This is a genomic window from Streptomyces fradiae ATCC 10745 = DSM 40063 (assembly GCF_008704425.1).
GTDB classification, from domain to species: domain Bacteria; phylum Actinomycetota; class Actinomycetes; order Streptomycetales; family Streptomycetaceae; genus Streptomyces; species Streptomyces fradiae.
On the sequence record NZ_CP023696.1, the window covers coordinates 1,238,296 to 1,251,598 of the forward strand.

General features: G+C 72.6%; 14 protein-coding genes. 4 read left to right on the top strand and 10 right to left on the bottom strand.

Features of this window, described 5'->3' with window-relative positions; all coding sequences use genetic code 11:
- Positions 1 to 304: 304 nt before the first annotated feature.
- Positions 305 to 1,075: a transglycosylase SLT domain-containing protein gene (locus tag CP974_RS05340; RefSeq protein ID WP_031129489.1), complete on the top strand. Its 771-nt coding sequence runs from the start codon at positions 305 to 307 to the stop codon at positions 1,073 to 1,075.
- A gap of 63 nt (positions 1,076 to 1,138) precedes the next feature.
- Here the strand turns inward: CP974_RS05340 and CP974_RS05345 are convergent, their stop codons facing one another.
- Positions 1,139 to 3,850: an FHA domain-containing protein gene (locus CP974_RS05345; RefSeq protein ID WP_078915406.1), complete on the bottom strand. Its 2,712-nt coding sequence runs from the start codon at positions 3,848 to 3,850 to the stop codon at positions 1,139 to 1,141.
- Between the two features lie 264 nt (positions 3,851 to 4,114).
- Between CP974_RS05345 and serB the strand changes: the two genes are divergently transcribed.
- Positions 4,115 to 5,323, top strand: a complete 1,209-nt coding sequence (serB, locus tag CP974_RS05350; RefSeq protein WP_031129491.1) for a phosphoserine phosphatase SerB — start codon at positions 4,115 to 4,117, stop codon at positions 5,321 to 5,323.
- A 354-nt stretch (positions 5,324 to 5,677) separates the two neighbouring features.
- On the opposite strand, the gene CP974_RS05355 is transcribed toward serB, so the two are convergent.
- Positions 5,678 to 6,067, bottom strand: coding sequence for a hypothetical protein (locus CP974_RS05355; protein WP_031129492.1), 390 nt, complete (start codon positions 6,065 to 6,067; stop codon positions 5,678 to 5,680).
- A 175-nt stretch (positions 6,068 to 6,242) separates the two neighbouring features.
- On the opposite strand from CP974_RS05355, the gene CP974_RS05360 reads away from it, so the two are divergent.
- Complete coding sequence (locus CP974_RS05360; RefSeq protein WP_031129493.1) at positions 6,243 to 7,073, top strand: hypothetical protein; 831 nt, start codon at positions 6,243 to 6,245, stop codon at positions 7,071 to 7,073.
- A gap of 93 nt (positions 7,074 to 7,166) precedes the next feature.
- On the opposite strand, the gene CP974_RS05365 is transcribed toward CP974_RS05360, so the two are convergent.
- From CP974_RS05365 to CP974_RS05380, 4 genes are all read right to left on the bottom strand, one after another.
- Positions 7,167 to 7,682: a SixA phosphatase family protein gene (locus tag CP974_RS05365; protein ID WP_031129494.1), complete on the bottom strand. Its 516-nt coding sequence runs from the start codon at positions 7,680 to 7,682 to the stop codon at positions 7,167 to 7,169.
- A 91-nt stretch (positions 7,683 to 7,773) separates the two neighbouring features.
- A complete protein-coding gene (locus tag CP974_RS05370) occupies positions 7,774 to 7,920 on the bottom strand; it encodes a hypothetical protein (RefSeq protein WP_308425548.1) in 147 nt (48 codons plus the stop codon).
- Between the two features lie 303 nt (positions 7,921 to 8,223).
- A complete protein-coding gene (locus CP974_RS30655; protein ID WP_085921322.1) occupies positions 8,224 to 8,343 on the bottom strand; it encodes an SGM_5486 family transporter-associated protein in 120 nt (39 codons plus the stop codon).
- Between the two features lie 18 nt (positions 8,344 to 8,361).
- The gene (locus CP974_RS05380; RefSeq protein ID WP_223844556.1) at positions 8,362 to 9,864 is read right to left on the bottom strand and encodes a CynX/NimT family MFS transporter; all 1,503 of its coding nucleotides are present in this window, start codon (positions 9,862 to 9,864) and stop codon (positions 8,362 to 8,364) included.
- A 139-nt stretch (positions 9,865 to 10,003) separates the two neighbouring features.
- On the opposite strand from CP974_RS05380, the gene CP974_RS05385 reads away from it, so the two are divergent.
- Positions 10,004 to 10,717 carry a FadR/GntR family transcriptional regulator gene (locus CP974_RS05385; protein ID WP_031129498.1) on the top strand — a complete coding sequence of 238 codons (714 nt, stop codon included), beginning with the start codon at positions 10,004 to 10,006 and terminating at the stop codon, positions 10,715 to 10,717.
- 31 nt (positions 10,718 to 10,748) lie between these two features.
- Here CP974_RS05385 and CP974_RS05390 read toward each other — a convergent pair whose 3' ends face one another.
- From CP974_RS05390 to CP974_RS05405, 4 genes are all read right to left on the bottom strand, one after another.
- Complete coding sequence (locus CP974_RS05390) at positions 10,749 to 11,171, bottom strand: hypothetical protein (RefSeq protein ID WP_037936982.1); 423 nt, start codon at positions 11,169 to 11,171, stop codon at positions 10,749 to 10,751.
- Between the two features lie 149 nt (positions 11,172 to 11,320).
- On the bottom strand, positions 11,321 to 12,112 hold the full coding sequence (fabI, locus tag CP974_RS05395) for an enoyl-ACP reductase FabI (RefSeq protein WP_031129500.1): 792 nt from the start codon (positions 12,110 to 12,112) through the stop codon (positions 11,321 to 11,323).
- 5 nt (positions 12,113 to 12,117) lie between these two features.
- Positions 12,118 to 12,837, bottom strand: a complete 720-nt coding sequence (gene fabG, locus CP974_RS05400) for a 3-oxoacyl-[acyl-carrier-protein] reductase (protein ID WP_031129501.1) — start codon at positions 12,835 to 12,837, stop codon at positions 12,118 to 12,120.
- 151 nt (positions 12,838 to 12,988) lie between these two features.
- Complete coding sequence (locus CP974_RS05405) at positions 12,989 to 13,282, bottom strand: PIN domain-containing protein (RefSeq protein ID WP_231717389.1); 294 nt, start codon at positions 13,280 to 13,282, stop codon at positions 12,989 to 12,991.
- Positions 13,283 to 13,303 lie beyond the last annotated feature (21 nt).

The window sequence follows — 13,303 nt, forward strand, 5'->3', positions numbered from 1 at the left end:
CAACGCATTGCTGTCGCAACACGCGGTGAGTCCGAAGTAAGCCCGGTGTGAGGCCGCGCATAGGGCCCAGATCACGTACGAGGTCGCCTAGTGGTGTCGCGCCGGAGTGCATCGGTGCTGGTCGCGGCGGGGCGGCTGGCGAGCGGGCGGCTCGCTTCGCGTCTCCTGATCCACTACTCCGGGTCGTAGGTCACACCTTTGCCACGGGTTTTTGCGCCCGCTAAGAATTGCCGTCGTCGCCCGCCAAGCCAGGCGCCGCGCCGCCCGGCGTGCGACTCCCGCGATTCCGAAGAGGTACGACTGTATGTTCCCGTCCAGCACCCCTGGTCTCAGCCGTCTCAAGAAGAACCACAAGCTGTCCCTGGCCGGCGTGGCCGCCGTCAGCGCCGCCGCCGTCTCCTTCTCCCTGGTCCCGAGCGACGCCTCGGCCAAGGCGGAGGTCAAGGAGGTGGCCGCCGCCCCGGCCGCCTGGAGCGGCTACCGGAGCGCGGAGCTGCAGGCCGGCATCGCCGGGCAGAAGTCGGCGTTCGAGGTCCGGGCCGCCGCCGAGGCGCAGCTGAAGACCGAGGCCCAGGCACGGGCCACCGCCAAGGCCAAGGCCGTCGCCGCCAAGGCGAAGGCCGCGGCGAAGGCCCAGGCCGCCGCGAAGGCCAAGGCCCAGGCGGCGGCGAAGGCGAAGGCAGCCGCCGCGGCCGAGAAGCGCGCCGCCGCCGAGGCCGCCGCCAGCCGCGCCGCCGCGCGCAAGCCGGTCTTCGCGAACAACCTCGACGGGTGGATCCGCGAGGCGCTGCACATCATGAAGAAGCACGACATCCCGGGCAGCTACGAGGGCATCCACCGCAACATCATCCGGGAGTCCAGCGGCAACCCGAACGCGATCAACAACTGGGACATCAACGCCCGCAACGGCGTCCCGTCCATCGGCCTGCTCCAGGTCATCAAGCCGACCTTCGACGCCTACCACGTCCCCGGCACGAAGAAGTCGCAGTACGACCCGGTCGCCAACATCGTCGCCGCGTGCAACTACGCGGCCGACCGGTACGGCTCCATGGACAACGTGAACAGCGCGTACTGACCCCGGCACGTGGGAAGGGCGGCACCCCGACGGGTGCCGCCCTTCACGCGCGCGGGGCGCCGGTCACTTGCGCATGACCTCCGGCTCGTGGCGGCGCAGCAGCCGCGCCACGACGACGCCGAGGACGACGGCCATGACGAGCAGGACCGAGACGTTCACGCCCCACTGGCCGGCGCTGTGCTCCCACAGCGGGTCCAGGTCGGTGGGGTTCTCGTGGTCCCACGGCGGCATGAGGCGGGCCAGGTCGAGCGTGGCGCCCGCGCCCGCGATGGCCCAGCGCGACGGCATCAGCCAGGCGAACTGCTCCAGGCCGGGCGAGCCGTACACCTTGAACAGGATGCCGGTGAAGACGACCTGCACGATGGCGAACATGACCAGCAGCGGCATGGTCTTCTCGGCGGTCTTCACCAGGGACGAGATCACCAGGCCGACCATCATGGACGTCAGGCCGAGCGCGATGACGGTGACGCACAGCTCGACGGCGGGCGGCATGAGCAGGCCCTCGGCGGGCAGCTCGCGCGGGACGAAGCCGATGGCGCAGATGATGACGCCCTGGAAGGCCGTGATGACGCCGAGGACGATCACCTTGGACATCAGGTACGCCGAGCGGGACAGGCCGGTGGCGCGTTCCCGCTCGTAGATCACCCGTTCCTTGATCAGCTCGCGTACGGAGTTGGCCGCGCCCGAGAAGCACATGCCGACCGCGAGGATCAGCATGATCGTCCCGGCGTCGCCGTTGAACCGGGACGGCGGCTTCGGCGGGGCCAGGCCGAAGTCGGCGGGGATGACCACGGAGACCGCGCCGAGGACCGCCGGGAGGATGACCATCAGGGCGAGGAAGCCCCGGTCGGAGGCGATCACGGAGACGTACCGGCGGATCAGCGTCCACAGCTGCGCGCCCCAGCTCTGCGGCTTGGGCGGCCGGGCGGCGGACTGCGCCGGCATCTGGACCGGCTGCGCGGCGACGGCGTCGATGTCGGCCGCGTACAGCTGGTAGTGCTGGGAGCCCTTCCAGCGGCCGGCCCAGTCGTAGTCCCGGTAGTTCTCGAAGGCGGAGAAGACGTCCGCCCACGTCTCGTACCCGAAGAAGTTGAGCGCCTCCTCGGGCGGGCCGAAGTAGGCCACGGAGCCGCCGGGCGCCATCACCAGCAGCTTGTCGCAGAGGGCGAGCTCGGCGACGGAGTGGGTGACGACGAGGACCGTGCGGCCGTCGTCGGCGAGGCCGCGCAGGAGCTGCATGACATCGCGGTCCATGCCCGGGTCCAGGCCCGAGGTCGGCTCGTCCAGGAAGATCAGGGACGGCTTGGTCAGCAGCTCCAGGGCGACCGAGACGCGCTTGCGCTGGCCGCCGGAGAGGGAGGTGACCTTCTTCTCCTTGTGGATGTCCAGCTTCAGCTCGCGCAGCACCTCGTCGATGCGCGCCTCGCGCTCCGCGGCGGCGGTGTCGCCGGGGAAGCGCAGCTTGGCCGCGTACCGCAGGGCCTTCTGGACGGTCAGCTCCTTGTGGAGGATGTCGTCCTGCGGGACCAGGCCGATGCGCTGGCGCAGCTCGGCGAACTGCTTGTAGAGGCTGCGGTTGTCGTAGAGGACGTCGCCGTGGTCGGCGGGGCGGTAGCCGGTGAGCGCCTTGAGGAGCGTCGACTTGCCGGAGCCGGACGGGCCGATGACGCCGACCAGCGACTTCTCCGGGACGCCGAAGGAGACGTCCTTGAGGATCTGCTTGCCGCCGTCGACGGTGACCGTCAGGTGGCGGGCCGAGAAGGAGACCTCGCCGGTGTCGACGAACTCCTCCAGGCGGTCGCCGACGAGGCGGAACGTCGAGTGGCCGACGCCGACGATGTCGTTCGGGCCGATGAGGACGGTGCCGGACTTCGCCATCGGCTGGCCGTTGACGTACGTGCCGTTGTGGGAGCCGAGGTCGCGCAGTTCGAAGCGGCCGTCGGGGTGCGCCGTGAACTCGGCGTGGTGGCGCGAGACCTGGAGGTCGGAGACGACCAGTTCGTTCTCGAGGGCGCGGCCGATGCGCATGACGCGGCCCAGGGCGAGCTGGTGGAACGTGGTGGGGCTGCGGTCCGCCCCGTGCGCGGGCGCGGCCGGGGCGCCGGGCGCCTGGTGGGGCGCCGCCGCGCCGCCCTGCTGGTGCGGGATGCGCTCCTTCTGCCAGGGCTGCTGGGGCTGGTGGGCCTGGTGGTTGGCCTGCTGGGCCTGGTGCGGCGGCTGCGGGTGGGCGTGCTGCGGCGGGTTGGCCTGGTGCGGGGGCGCCCCCTGGGCCTTCTGCACCTGGTGGGGTGCCTGGGGCTGGTACTGCTGCTGGTGCGGGGCCTGCTGCGGCGGGACCTGTCCGCCGGGGGCCTGGGGGGCCTGCTGGGCGTGCGGCTGCGGGGCGTGGGCCTGCCCGCCGGGCCAGGGCTGCTGCGCCTGCTGGGCTCCGGCGCCGTACGCACCGCCGGGCGCGGCCTCGGCGGGGGGCGCGGCGGCGGTGGCAGTGGCGGTGAAGTCCAGCCGCGGGCCGTCGGTGGGGTTGCCCAGGTGCACCGTGGCACCCGGGCCGATCTCCATCTGGTGGATCCGCTGGCCCTGCGCGTAGGTGCCGTTGGTGGAGCCGTGGTCCTCGATGACCCAGCCCCGGCCGCCCCGGCTCAGCGTGGCGTGCCGCCACGAGACCCTCGCGTCGTCGATCACCACGTCGCCCTGCGGGTCGCGCCCGAGGGTGTACGACCTGGACGGATCGAGGGTCCAGGTCCTTCCGTTCAGTTGCAGTACGAGTTCCGGCACTCCATGCCCCACGTTGTCTTCCCCCGAGGTGCCCCCGTAGCTGGGAGCCGGGGGATGGCGAACATCGAGGTGGAACTATTTCAGGCCCGGTCGCCCGACCGAAAGCCGGGCGGGGCGTAGACCGCACTTCGCGACCTTCGTCAGGCCCTTTGCTGGCGGACACTCCTGACATGCGCGGTTTGCGCCACCCGCCGCGGGGAGGGCTGTCCGCAGGACGGGACAGGGGCGGTGGGCGTGCGGCGGGGCGGATACGGTGGAGGGACCATGAGCGCATCACTGACCCCAGACGTTCCCACCCTTCTCGTGAAGATCTTCGGGAAGGACCGCCCCGGGATCACCGCCGGGCTGTTCGACACCCTCGCCGCCTTCGCCGTCGACGTCGTCGACATCGAGCAGGTCGTCACCCGCGGCCGAATCGTCCTGTGCGCGCTCGTCACCGAGCCGGCCGGCGGCACCGAGGGTGAGCTGCGGGCCACCGTCCACAGCTGGGCCGAGTCGCTGAAGCTCCAGGCGGAGATCATCTCCGGTACGGGCGACAACCGCCCCCGCGGTCACGGGCGTTCCCATGTGACCGTCCTCGGCAACCCGCTGACCGCGGAGAACTCGGCGGCCATAGCGGCCACGATCACCCGCACCGGCGGCAACATCGACCGTATCTTCCGCCTCGCCAAGTACCCGGTGACGGCCGTCGAGTTCGCCGTGTCGGGTGTCGAGACCGAGCCGCTGCGGACGGCGCTCGCCACCGAGAGCCACGAGCGGGGTGTGGACATCGCCGTCGTGTCGGCGGGGCTGCACCGGCGGGCCCAGCGGCTGGTGGTCATGGACGTCGACTCGACGCTGATCCAGGACGAGGTCATCGAGCTGTTCGCCGCGCACGCCGGGTGCGAGGAGCAGGTCGCGGAGATCACCGCGTCGGCGATGCGGGGGGAGCTGGACTTCGAGCAGTCCCTGCACGCCCGGGTGGCGCTGCTGGAGGGCCTGGACGAGTCGGTCGTCGACAAGGTGCGCGCCGAGGTGCGGCTCACCCCGGGCGCGCGCACGCTGATCCGCACCCTGAAGCGCCTCGGCTATCAGGTGGGGGTCGTGTCGGGCGGGTTCACGCAGGTCACGGACGACCTGAAGGTGCGGCTCGGCCTGGACTTCGCCTCCGCCAACACGCTGGAGATCGTCGACGGGAAGCTGACCGGCCGGGTGATCGGCGAGGTCGTGGACCGGGCCGGCAAGGCACGGCTGCTGCGCCGCTTCGCGGCGGAGGCCGGGGTGCCGCTGGCGCAGACGGTGGCGATCGGCGACGGCGCCAACGACCTGGACATGCTGAACGCGGCCGGGCTCGGCGTGGCCTTCAACGCCAAGCCGGTGGTCCGGCGGGCGGCCGACACGGCGGTGAACGTACCGTTCCTCGACACCGTGCTGTACCTGCTCGGGATCACCCGCGAGGAGGTCGAGGCGGCCGACGTCGCCGAACCGGCCTGACGGCGCCGGCCGCCACCGCCGGCGGGCGGCCGTACAAAACCGGGGACGGCCCGGACACCTGCTGGTGTCCGGGCCGTCCCGTTCGGCGCGCGCGGCGCGGTGCCGGGGCGGCTGCCCGATGGGCGGGCCGGTAGGCGATGGCGGACCGGGGCCCGCCGGTGCCGTCGGGCCGGAGGCTTCGGCCGTGCGGCGACAGGCTTGAGACGTGGGGCACGCCGGGGGGTGCGGGCGCCCGTGCGGATGGTCAGGCCCACAGGATGCCTGCGGAGGGCGTGGGCGGCCGGCGGCCGAAGCCACCGCGAGACGGTCGGGCGGCGGGCTGCCCGCCCTGTTCGTCGAGGTGGCGGCGGGCGGTCAGGCGTCAGGGTCGACCTGGGGGTGCGTGAACCGCACGGGCCTGCCCAGCGACCGGGCGTAGGCGATCTCGGCTCGGGTGCTGTCCCCGATGTAGTCGCCGACGACGAGCACCTCGTCGGCGAGGCGGATCTTCGCCCGGTGCAGCGCGTCGAGTCGGGCCTTCAGCTCCTCGGCCTCGGCGGGATCGGACCAGAGCTCATGCGGCGACTTCATGTCACAGCCCGGTTTGACGACGATCCTTCCGGCTTCGGTCTCCCGCAGGTCGGCCTCGGCCATCTCGGCCATGAAGCGGGTGGAACCGCAGATCACGACGATACGCGGGAGCCTCAGCAGCTTCTTCGCGTCGGCGAGCTTCTCCTCGGGAGTGAGCAGTCGCGGGTGGGGCACCGGTTCCTCCTGGTGGTGTGGTCCGCTTCCGCCGGCGACGGCTGAGCCGTCCCCTATGATCCCGCTCATGGGCAACTTCTCCTGATCAGCCGCGGCGGTTCACAGACATGCGCTCGGCAGGTGCCGGGCCCCGTCAGCACGCCCGCACGCTCACCTCAGGAGACACGACCCCACCATGTCCGTTCACTCTGCCCCCTCCGCCCTGGACGGCCGCATCGCACGCCTGCGACAGCTGGCCCACGCCGACACCCGGCTGGAGGGCGTCCTGCTCTACGGCTCGTGGACCGTGGGCGAGGCCGACGCCCACTCCGACGTCGAGGCGTACCTCTACATCCAGGACGACCACCTCGCCGACTTCGACGGCCCCGCCTTCCTGTCACAGCTCGCACCGCTCCTGCTCTGCTACACCAACATGTACGGCGTCCTCGCCGTCGTCTTCGACGACCTGATGCGTGGCGAGTTCCACCTCACCCCGGCCGGTCCCGGCATCGACGAGGTACCCACCTGGCAGGGCATGGTGCATCTGCCCCGCCCCGACGACGCCGTCCTGCTCGACCGCACCGGCCGGCTCACCCGGGCCGCCCGGCAGCTGGCCGCCTTCCAGCCGCCCGAGCCGGTGGCCACCGCACAGCAGCTCACCAACGAGCTGGCCAACTGGACGCTCATGCTCGCCCACGTCCTGGCCCGCGGTGAGACCGCCCGCGCCCACGCCCTGCTGCACACCGTCATCGCGCCCCAGCAGCTCCGGCTCTGCCGGCTCTTGCGTGACAGCACGGGCCACTGGCTCACCCCCAGCCGCGCGCTCGAACGGGACCTGCCCGACGCCGACCGCCGCCGCTACACCGCCACCACGGCCACCGCCCTCGAGCAGGACGTGCGCACGGCGGCACGCAACAGCTGGCGCTGGAGCCGCGACCTGGCCGCCGAGGCCGCCGACCGCTGGACCGTCCACCTACCGCACGACCTCCACGAGCAGATCGGCAGTCGCTTGAACGATCTTCGCTGACGGCATCCGGCTGAGGCCACCGGACTCGTCCGGTGGCCTCGGACCGGCGGGTTCCGGTCGTCCGGCGCCGCGCGGCGCCAGGCGAGACCGCTCTCAGTGGGGCGTCCAGAAGTCGATGAGTCGGGCGGTGCCGTGCTCCACGGACTTCCACTCGCCGTCGAAGGTGAGGACGGCGAAGGCGGAGGTCGGGAAGCCGCTGCGGTTCATGCGGGGCAGGATGTCGCCCTCCGCCTCGCCGGCGAGGGCGTCGGCGAGGGCGTGGATGCCCGGGTTGTGGCCGATGAGAAGGAGGTCGTCCACGTCCTCGGGCGTCTCGTTGAGCAGGGCGATCAGCTCACCGAGGGACGCCTCGTAGATGCGCTCGTCGTAGACGGTCCTGGGGCGGTGAGGCAGCTCGGTGACGACCAGCTTCCATGTCTCGCGGGTGCGCGCGGCGGTCGAGCACAGGGTCAGGCCGGGGGTGATGCCGGCGTCGGCGAGCCTGCGCCCGGCGAGGGGCGCCTCCTGGCGGCCCCGGTCGGCGAGCGGGCGCTCGTGGTCCGCGTCCTGGGACCAGTCGGCCTTCGCATGCCGGAGCAGCACGATCCTGCGAGGTGTATCGACGCTCATGACCCCAGCTTCGCACGAGACGGCCCCTGCGGCGCCAGGTGTTGGCGCGCCCGCCCTGCGATGGGCGGCGGCTCCGCCGGACCGGGCGCCGTCAGCGCGCGACCGTGTGCCGGACCTGTTCGAGGAAGCGGCCGACGGCGGGCTGGCCCTCCGTCGCGCGGGCCTGGCCGGACCCGGCGAGGAGCAGGAACAGCGCCGTGAAGGCGGCGACGGGCAGGGCTATCGCCCACCACGGCAACCGGACCTCCGCACCGGCCGCGGGCGCGGGTGCGACGGGGTGCGTTCGGGTGGGCGTACGGGCCGGCATGGCCGCCTCCGGGGTCGTCGGGGCTGCGTGGTGTCGTCCACGCACTTCCACGCTACGGACGCGCCCGCGCCCGTCCCATCCGGTGATCCACCCATGCGTCCCTGACCCCACCCCTAGGGGACGAGGGGGGACAGCCCCACCGTCCCGGAGGAGGGGACCTGTCCGGCCGGGGTCTGTCCCGGTCGGGGCCGGGGCGGACGGGTCAGGGGCCGGTCAGGGGCCTTCCGGGGTCTGTCAGGAGGGGGATGCGACGGAGGCGATGATTCCGATCAGTACGCCGATCGCGAGCATGGCGCCGAAGACGTAGAGCAGCTTCTTCTGGCCGTTCTGGGGGTTCGGGTCGAGCACAGGCATGGGCCCAGTCTCGCACCCTCACTTCCCGTCCTCGACGGTGCGGTCCCGTCCGGCCAGCACACCGGCCGCCATCTGCGGCACCATCAGGCCCGCCATCAGGGCCAGCGGTGCGGTCCAGCCGCCGCTGTGCTGGTACAGCGCCCCCACCAGGATCGGTCCGGGCACCGACAGGAGGTACCCGGCGCACTGCGCGAACGCCGAGAGCCGCACCACTCCGGCACCGGTCCGGGCCCGCATGCCGATCATGGTGAGGGCGAGCGGGAAAGCGCAGTTCGAGACGCCCAGCAGGATGGCCCACAACCAGGCGCCGGAGGCCGGCGCGGCGAGCAGCCCGGCGTACCCGGCCAGCCCGGACAGGCCGAGGACGACCACGATCGGGCCCTGCTGCCGCATCCGGCCGGCGACGCGCGGGATCACGAAGGCCAGCGGGACGCCCATCACCATCGTGACGGCCAGCAGCACGCCCGCGGTGCCCGCGGGGACCCCGGCGTCCCGGAAGATCTGCGGGAGCCAGCCCATGGTGATGTAGGCGCCGGTCGCCTGGAGGCCGAAGAAGCAGGCGAGCGCCCAGGCGGTGCGGCTGCGGGTGATGCGCGGCCCGGCCGTCGCGGGGACGGGGGCGGGGGGCGCGGATGCGGGGGCAGGGGCAGGAGTCCGGGGCTCGGAAGCGGGGGTGGGGGCGGTGGGGGACGTGGAAGCGGGGGTGGCCGGGCGGGCGGCGGTGCGGTGGTCCCGTACGACGGGGATCCAGGGCAGCACCGCGAGGACGGCGAGCACCGACCACACCGCCAGTCCGGTCTGCCAGGCACCGCCGAGCGCGGCGGTGACCGGGACGGTGACGGCCGCCGCGAGGGAGGTGCCGAGCGCCAGCGCCATCGAGTAGAGCCCGGTCATGGTGCCGACGCGGTCGGGGAAGTACCGCTTGACGATGACGGGCATCAGGACGTTGCTGAGGGCGATGCCCATCAGGGCCAGCGCGCTCGCGGCGAGGAAGCCGGGCGTGCCGCCCGCGAAGGGCCGGACGGCCACGCCGACCGCGATGGCCGCCATGCCCGCGCAGACCACCGCCGCGGGGCCGAAGCGCCGGGCCAGGCGGGGCGCCGCGATCCCGAACACGGCGAAGCACAGGGGCGGCACGGAGGTGAGCAGCCCGGCGACGCCGCCGCTCATGTGCAGGCCGGTGCGCACCTCCTCCAGGAGCGCGCCGAGGCTGGTGATGGCCGGGCGGAGGTTGAGGGCGGCGAGTACGAGGCCGACGACGAGGAGCCGGGTCAGCCACACCCGGCCGGGGGCATCGCCCTGCCCGGTGGTCCCGGGCCCGGTCGCACCCTGCTCGGCGGCCCCCTGCCCGGCGGTGCCCGGCCCGGTGGCCGCGGACGAGGGCGGGGCCGCCTCGGGCGTCGGCGGGGGCGGGGTGAGCGCCGTTCCGGTGCCGGACGCCTCCGCCCGTGCGGGTCCGGCGGCGGGCCGGGGAATCGCGCGTGCGGGGCTGTGCGTCGGGGTGTACGGCTCGTCGGGCATAGGCCCATCATAGAATCATGGGATGATTGGCTGTCCAATCGTCAACCAGTCAGTCGTCAACCAGTCAGTCGTCGACCGCCCAGTCGTCACACAGCCGGTCATCGGTCATCGATGTCGCCAACCGCCCGAGGAAGAAGCCATGGCGCTCAGCTCGCCCCGCCGGTCCGCCCTGTCCGACCAGGTGATCGCCCAGCTGCGGAACCAGATCACCTCCGGCGAGTGGCCGGTCGGCTCGCGCATCCCCACCGAGCCGGAGCTGGTGGAGCAGCTCGGCGTCGCCCGCAACACGGTCCGCGAGGCGGTACGGGCCCTCGCCCACAACGGGCTCCTCGACATCCGCCAGGGCTCGGGCACCTACGTGGTCGCGACGAGCGAGCTGGCCGGGGTCATGCACCGCCGCTTCGCGGACGCCGACCACCGGCACGTCGCCGAGGTGCGCTCCACGCTGGAGGCGGCCGCGGCGCGGCTGGCCGCCGGGCGGCGCACCGAGCGGGACCTCCGGCAGCTGGAGAGCCTGCTCGTGCGGCGTGACGAGGCGTGGGAGACGGGCGACGCCGACCTGTTCGTGGCGGCGGACACCACCTTCCACCTGGCCGTCGTGGCGGCTTCGCACAACGACGTGCTGACGGAGCTGTACGCGGACCTCGGGCACGTGATGCGCGCCTGGCTCCGCGACGACGTGGGGCAGCGGCTGCGGCCGGAGCACCACATGGACCACGGGCGGCTGGTGGCGGCCATCCGCGCGGGCGACGCCGCGACGGCGGAGAGGGAGGCGGCGAGCTACCCGTTCATGTGCCTCAGGAGCCCGGAGCCGGGGCCTGAGGAGACTGAGGGGCCTGAAGAAGGGGCCTGAAGAAGGGGCCTGAAGAAGGGGCCTGAGGAGCCTAAGGGGCCTGAGGAGCCGGGGCCGGAGCGGGGTCGTGGCTGATCCACGCCGCCGCGACCTCCTTCCAGCACCGCTCGGTCAGCTCGACGTACGCCGTGGGCGGCACCTCCACGGGGGCGCTGTCGGCGTCGACGTCCCACCAGCGGGCGCACTCGACGTGCAGACTCACCCGGTCGGTGCGGGGATAGGGGTTGTGGCAGTACGCGGTGACGCGGGAGCCCTCGGTCACCGTGCGGCACGTCGCCTCCGCGTGCTCCTCCCCCGCCGCGATGACGGCGGGCGCGACGCGCGCGGGCGAGGCCACAGCGGGCGCGGGCGCGGCCACGGCCGCGAGCAGGGCCGGTGCCGCGAGCGCGGCCGGCACGAGCAGCCGGACGGCGCGCCGGGCCGTCCGCCGGTGTCTGGGAAGTCGTACGCCCATGGCCACACCTCCTCCCCGGAGTGCCGGGAAGCGGTGGCCGCCCGGCTCGACCAGTGTGCCGTACACACGGCGAGGCCGCGCGCCGATCGGGTGACGGTCACGCGGCCTCGTCGAGGAAACGCCTGGTCAGGCGCGGTGTGTACGGAGGGTCAGGCACCCATGATGTGGACGCCGCCGTCCACGTGGACGATCTCGCCCGTCGTCTTCGGGAAGAAGTCCGAGAGCAGGGCGACGACACCGCGGCCCGCCGGCTCCGGGTCGGTCATGTCCCAGGCGAGCGGGGAGCGCTCGTCCCAGACCTTCGCCAGGTCGCCGAAGCCCGGGATGGACTTGGCGGCCATCGACCCGAGCGGGCCGGCGGAGACCAGGTTGCAGCGGACGTTGCGCGAGCCGAGGTCCCGCGCCAGGTAGCGGCTGGTCGCCTCCAGGGCGGCCTTGGCCGGGCCCATCCAGTCGTACTGCGGCCAGGCGAACTGCGCGTCGAAGGTGAGGCCGACGACCGAGCCGCCGCCCTCGCCGGGGGCGGCGTCGGCGGGGGCCATCAGCGGCAGGCAGGCCATGGTCAGCGACTTCAGCGAGAACGCCGAGACGTGCATGGCCGTGGCGACCGACTCGAACGGCGTGTTCAGGAAGTTGCCGCCGAGGGCGTCCTGCGGGGCGAAGCCGATGGAGTGGACGACGCCGTCGAGGCCGCCGAGCTCCGCGCGGACGACGTCCTCGACGCGGGCGAGGTGCTCGTCGTCGGTGACGTCGAGCTCGAAGACCTTGGCCGGCTTCGGCAGCTTCTTCGCGATGCGCTCGGTGAGGGTGGGGCGGGGGAACGCGGTCAGGATGACCTCGGCTCCCTGCTCCTGGGCCACCTTGGCGGTGTGGAACGCGATGGAGGACTCCATCAGCACACCGGTGATGAGGATGCGCTTGCCCTCGAGGATTCCGCTCATGTGACTCAGTGACCCATGCCCAATCCGCCGTCAACGGGGATGACGGCTCCAGTGATGTACGAGGCGTCGTCCGACGCCAGGAAGCGCACCGCGGCCGCGATCTCCTCGGGCTGGGCGTACCGGCCCAGCGGGACCTGCGACACGATGCCCGCGCGCTGCTCGTCGGTGAGCACCTTGGTCATGTCGGTGTCGACGAAGCCGGGCGCGACGACGTTGAAGGTGATGTTGCGGGAGCCGAGCTCGCGCGCGAGGGAGCGGGCGAAGCCGACGAGGCCGGCCTTGGAGGCGGCGTAGTTCGCCTGGCCCGCCGAGCCGAGCAGGCCGACGACCGACGAGATGAGGACGACCCGCCCCTTCTTGGCGCGCAGCATCCCGCGGTTGGCCCGCTTGACGACACGGAACGTGCCGGTCAGGTTGGTGTCGAGGACGGAGGTGAAGTCCTCCTCGGACATCCGCATGAGCAGCTGGTCCTTGGTGACGCCCGCGTTGGCGACCAGGACCTCGACGGGGCCGTGCTTCTCCTCGATCTCCTTGTAGGCGGTCTCCACCTGCTCGGAGTCGGTGATGTCGCACCGGACGGCCAGGCAGCCCAGCTCGGCCAGCTCGGCGGGCGGCTCGCCGGACCGGTACGTGTACGCGACCTTGTCGCCGGCGTCGGCGAAAGCGCGGGCGATGGCGAGGCCGATGCCCCGGTTGCCTCCGGTGACGAGAACCGAGCGGCTCATCGGATCACCCTTTCGATAGCGGTTCTTCCCCGCCCGGACGACCGGACGACAGGCGGCGGTGACGGGCGGCTCACCCGGAAACCTATCGGTCGCCGCCCGCCGCGGGACATCGGGGCACCGACAGTGGCTCTCGGGGCCTCCTGTCGGGTTCCTACAGTCCGGGCCCTGGCGTCAGTCCGACATGCCGGGGGGCCTCAGCGGACAGTCCCTCCACACGGGCCGTCTCAAGCATCCTGCGGTCGTAGCTCACCAAGCAGGTGAGTTCGTCTCGCAGGGAGAGCGCGCTGGCCACATGGATCGCGTCCAGCGTCCTCAAGCGCCCGACCAGCAGAGCCGCCGCGTCGCGCACCTCACGCGTGAGAAGGATCTCGGTGATCCGAGCGTCCAGGTCCTCCATAGCCTTGGGGAAGTGCCCTCCGAGACCCAGAGTCCGAACGGTCTCCACGAAGCCGAGCGTGCTGATGAC

Excerpts from the sequence above, each read along its gene's own strand:
- fabI (WP_031129500.1), bottom strand. The coding sequence starts at position 12,112 with ATGAGCGGAATCCTCGAGGGCAAGCGCATCCTCATCACCGGTGTGCTG.
- CP974_RS05385 (WP_031129498.1), top strand. The coding sequence starts at position 10,004 with ATGGCGCTCAGCTCGCCCCGCCGGTCCGCCCTGTCCGACCAGGTGATC.
- fabG (WP_031129501.1), bottom strand. The coding sequence starts at position 12,837 with ATGAGCCGCTCGGTTCTCGTCACCGGAGGCAACCGGGGCATCGGCCTC.
- CP974_RS05380 (WP_223844556.1), bottom strand. The coding sequence starts at position 9,864 with ATGCCCGACGAGCCGTACACCCCGACGCACAGCCCCGCACGCGCGATT.
- CP974_RS30655 (WP_085921322.1), bottom strand. The coding sequence starts at position 8,343 with ATGCCTGTGCTCGACCCGAACCCCCAGAACGGCCAGAAGAAGCTGCTC.
- CP974_RS05360 (WP_031129493.1), top strand. The coding sequence starts at position 6,243 with ATGTCCGTTCACTCTGCCCCCTCCGCCCTGGACGGCCGCATCGCACGC.
- CP974_RS05365 (WP_031129494.1), bottom strand. The coding sequence starts at position 7,682 with ATGAGCGTCGATACACCTCGCAGGATCGTGCTGCTCCGGCATGCGAAG.
- CP974_RS05340 (WP_031129489.1), top strand. The coding sequence starts at position 305 with ATGTTCCCGTCCAGCACCCCTGGTCTCAGCCGTCTCAAGAAGAACCAC.
- serB (WP_031129491.1), top strand. The coding sequence starts at position 4,115 with ATGAGCGCATCACTGACCCCAGACGTTCCCACCCTTCTCGTGAAGATC.
- CP974_RS05390 (WP_037936982.1), bottom strand. The coding sequence starts at position 11,171 with ATGGGCGTACGACTTCCCAGACACCGGCGGACGGCCCGGCGCGCCGTC.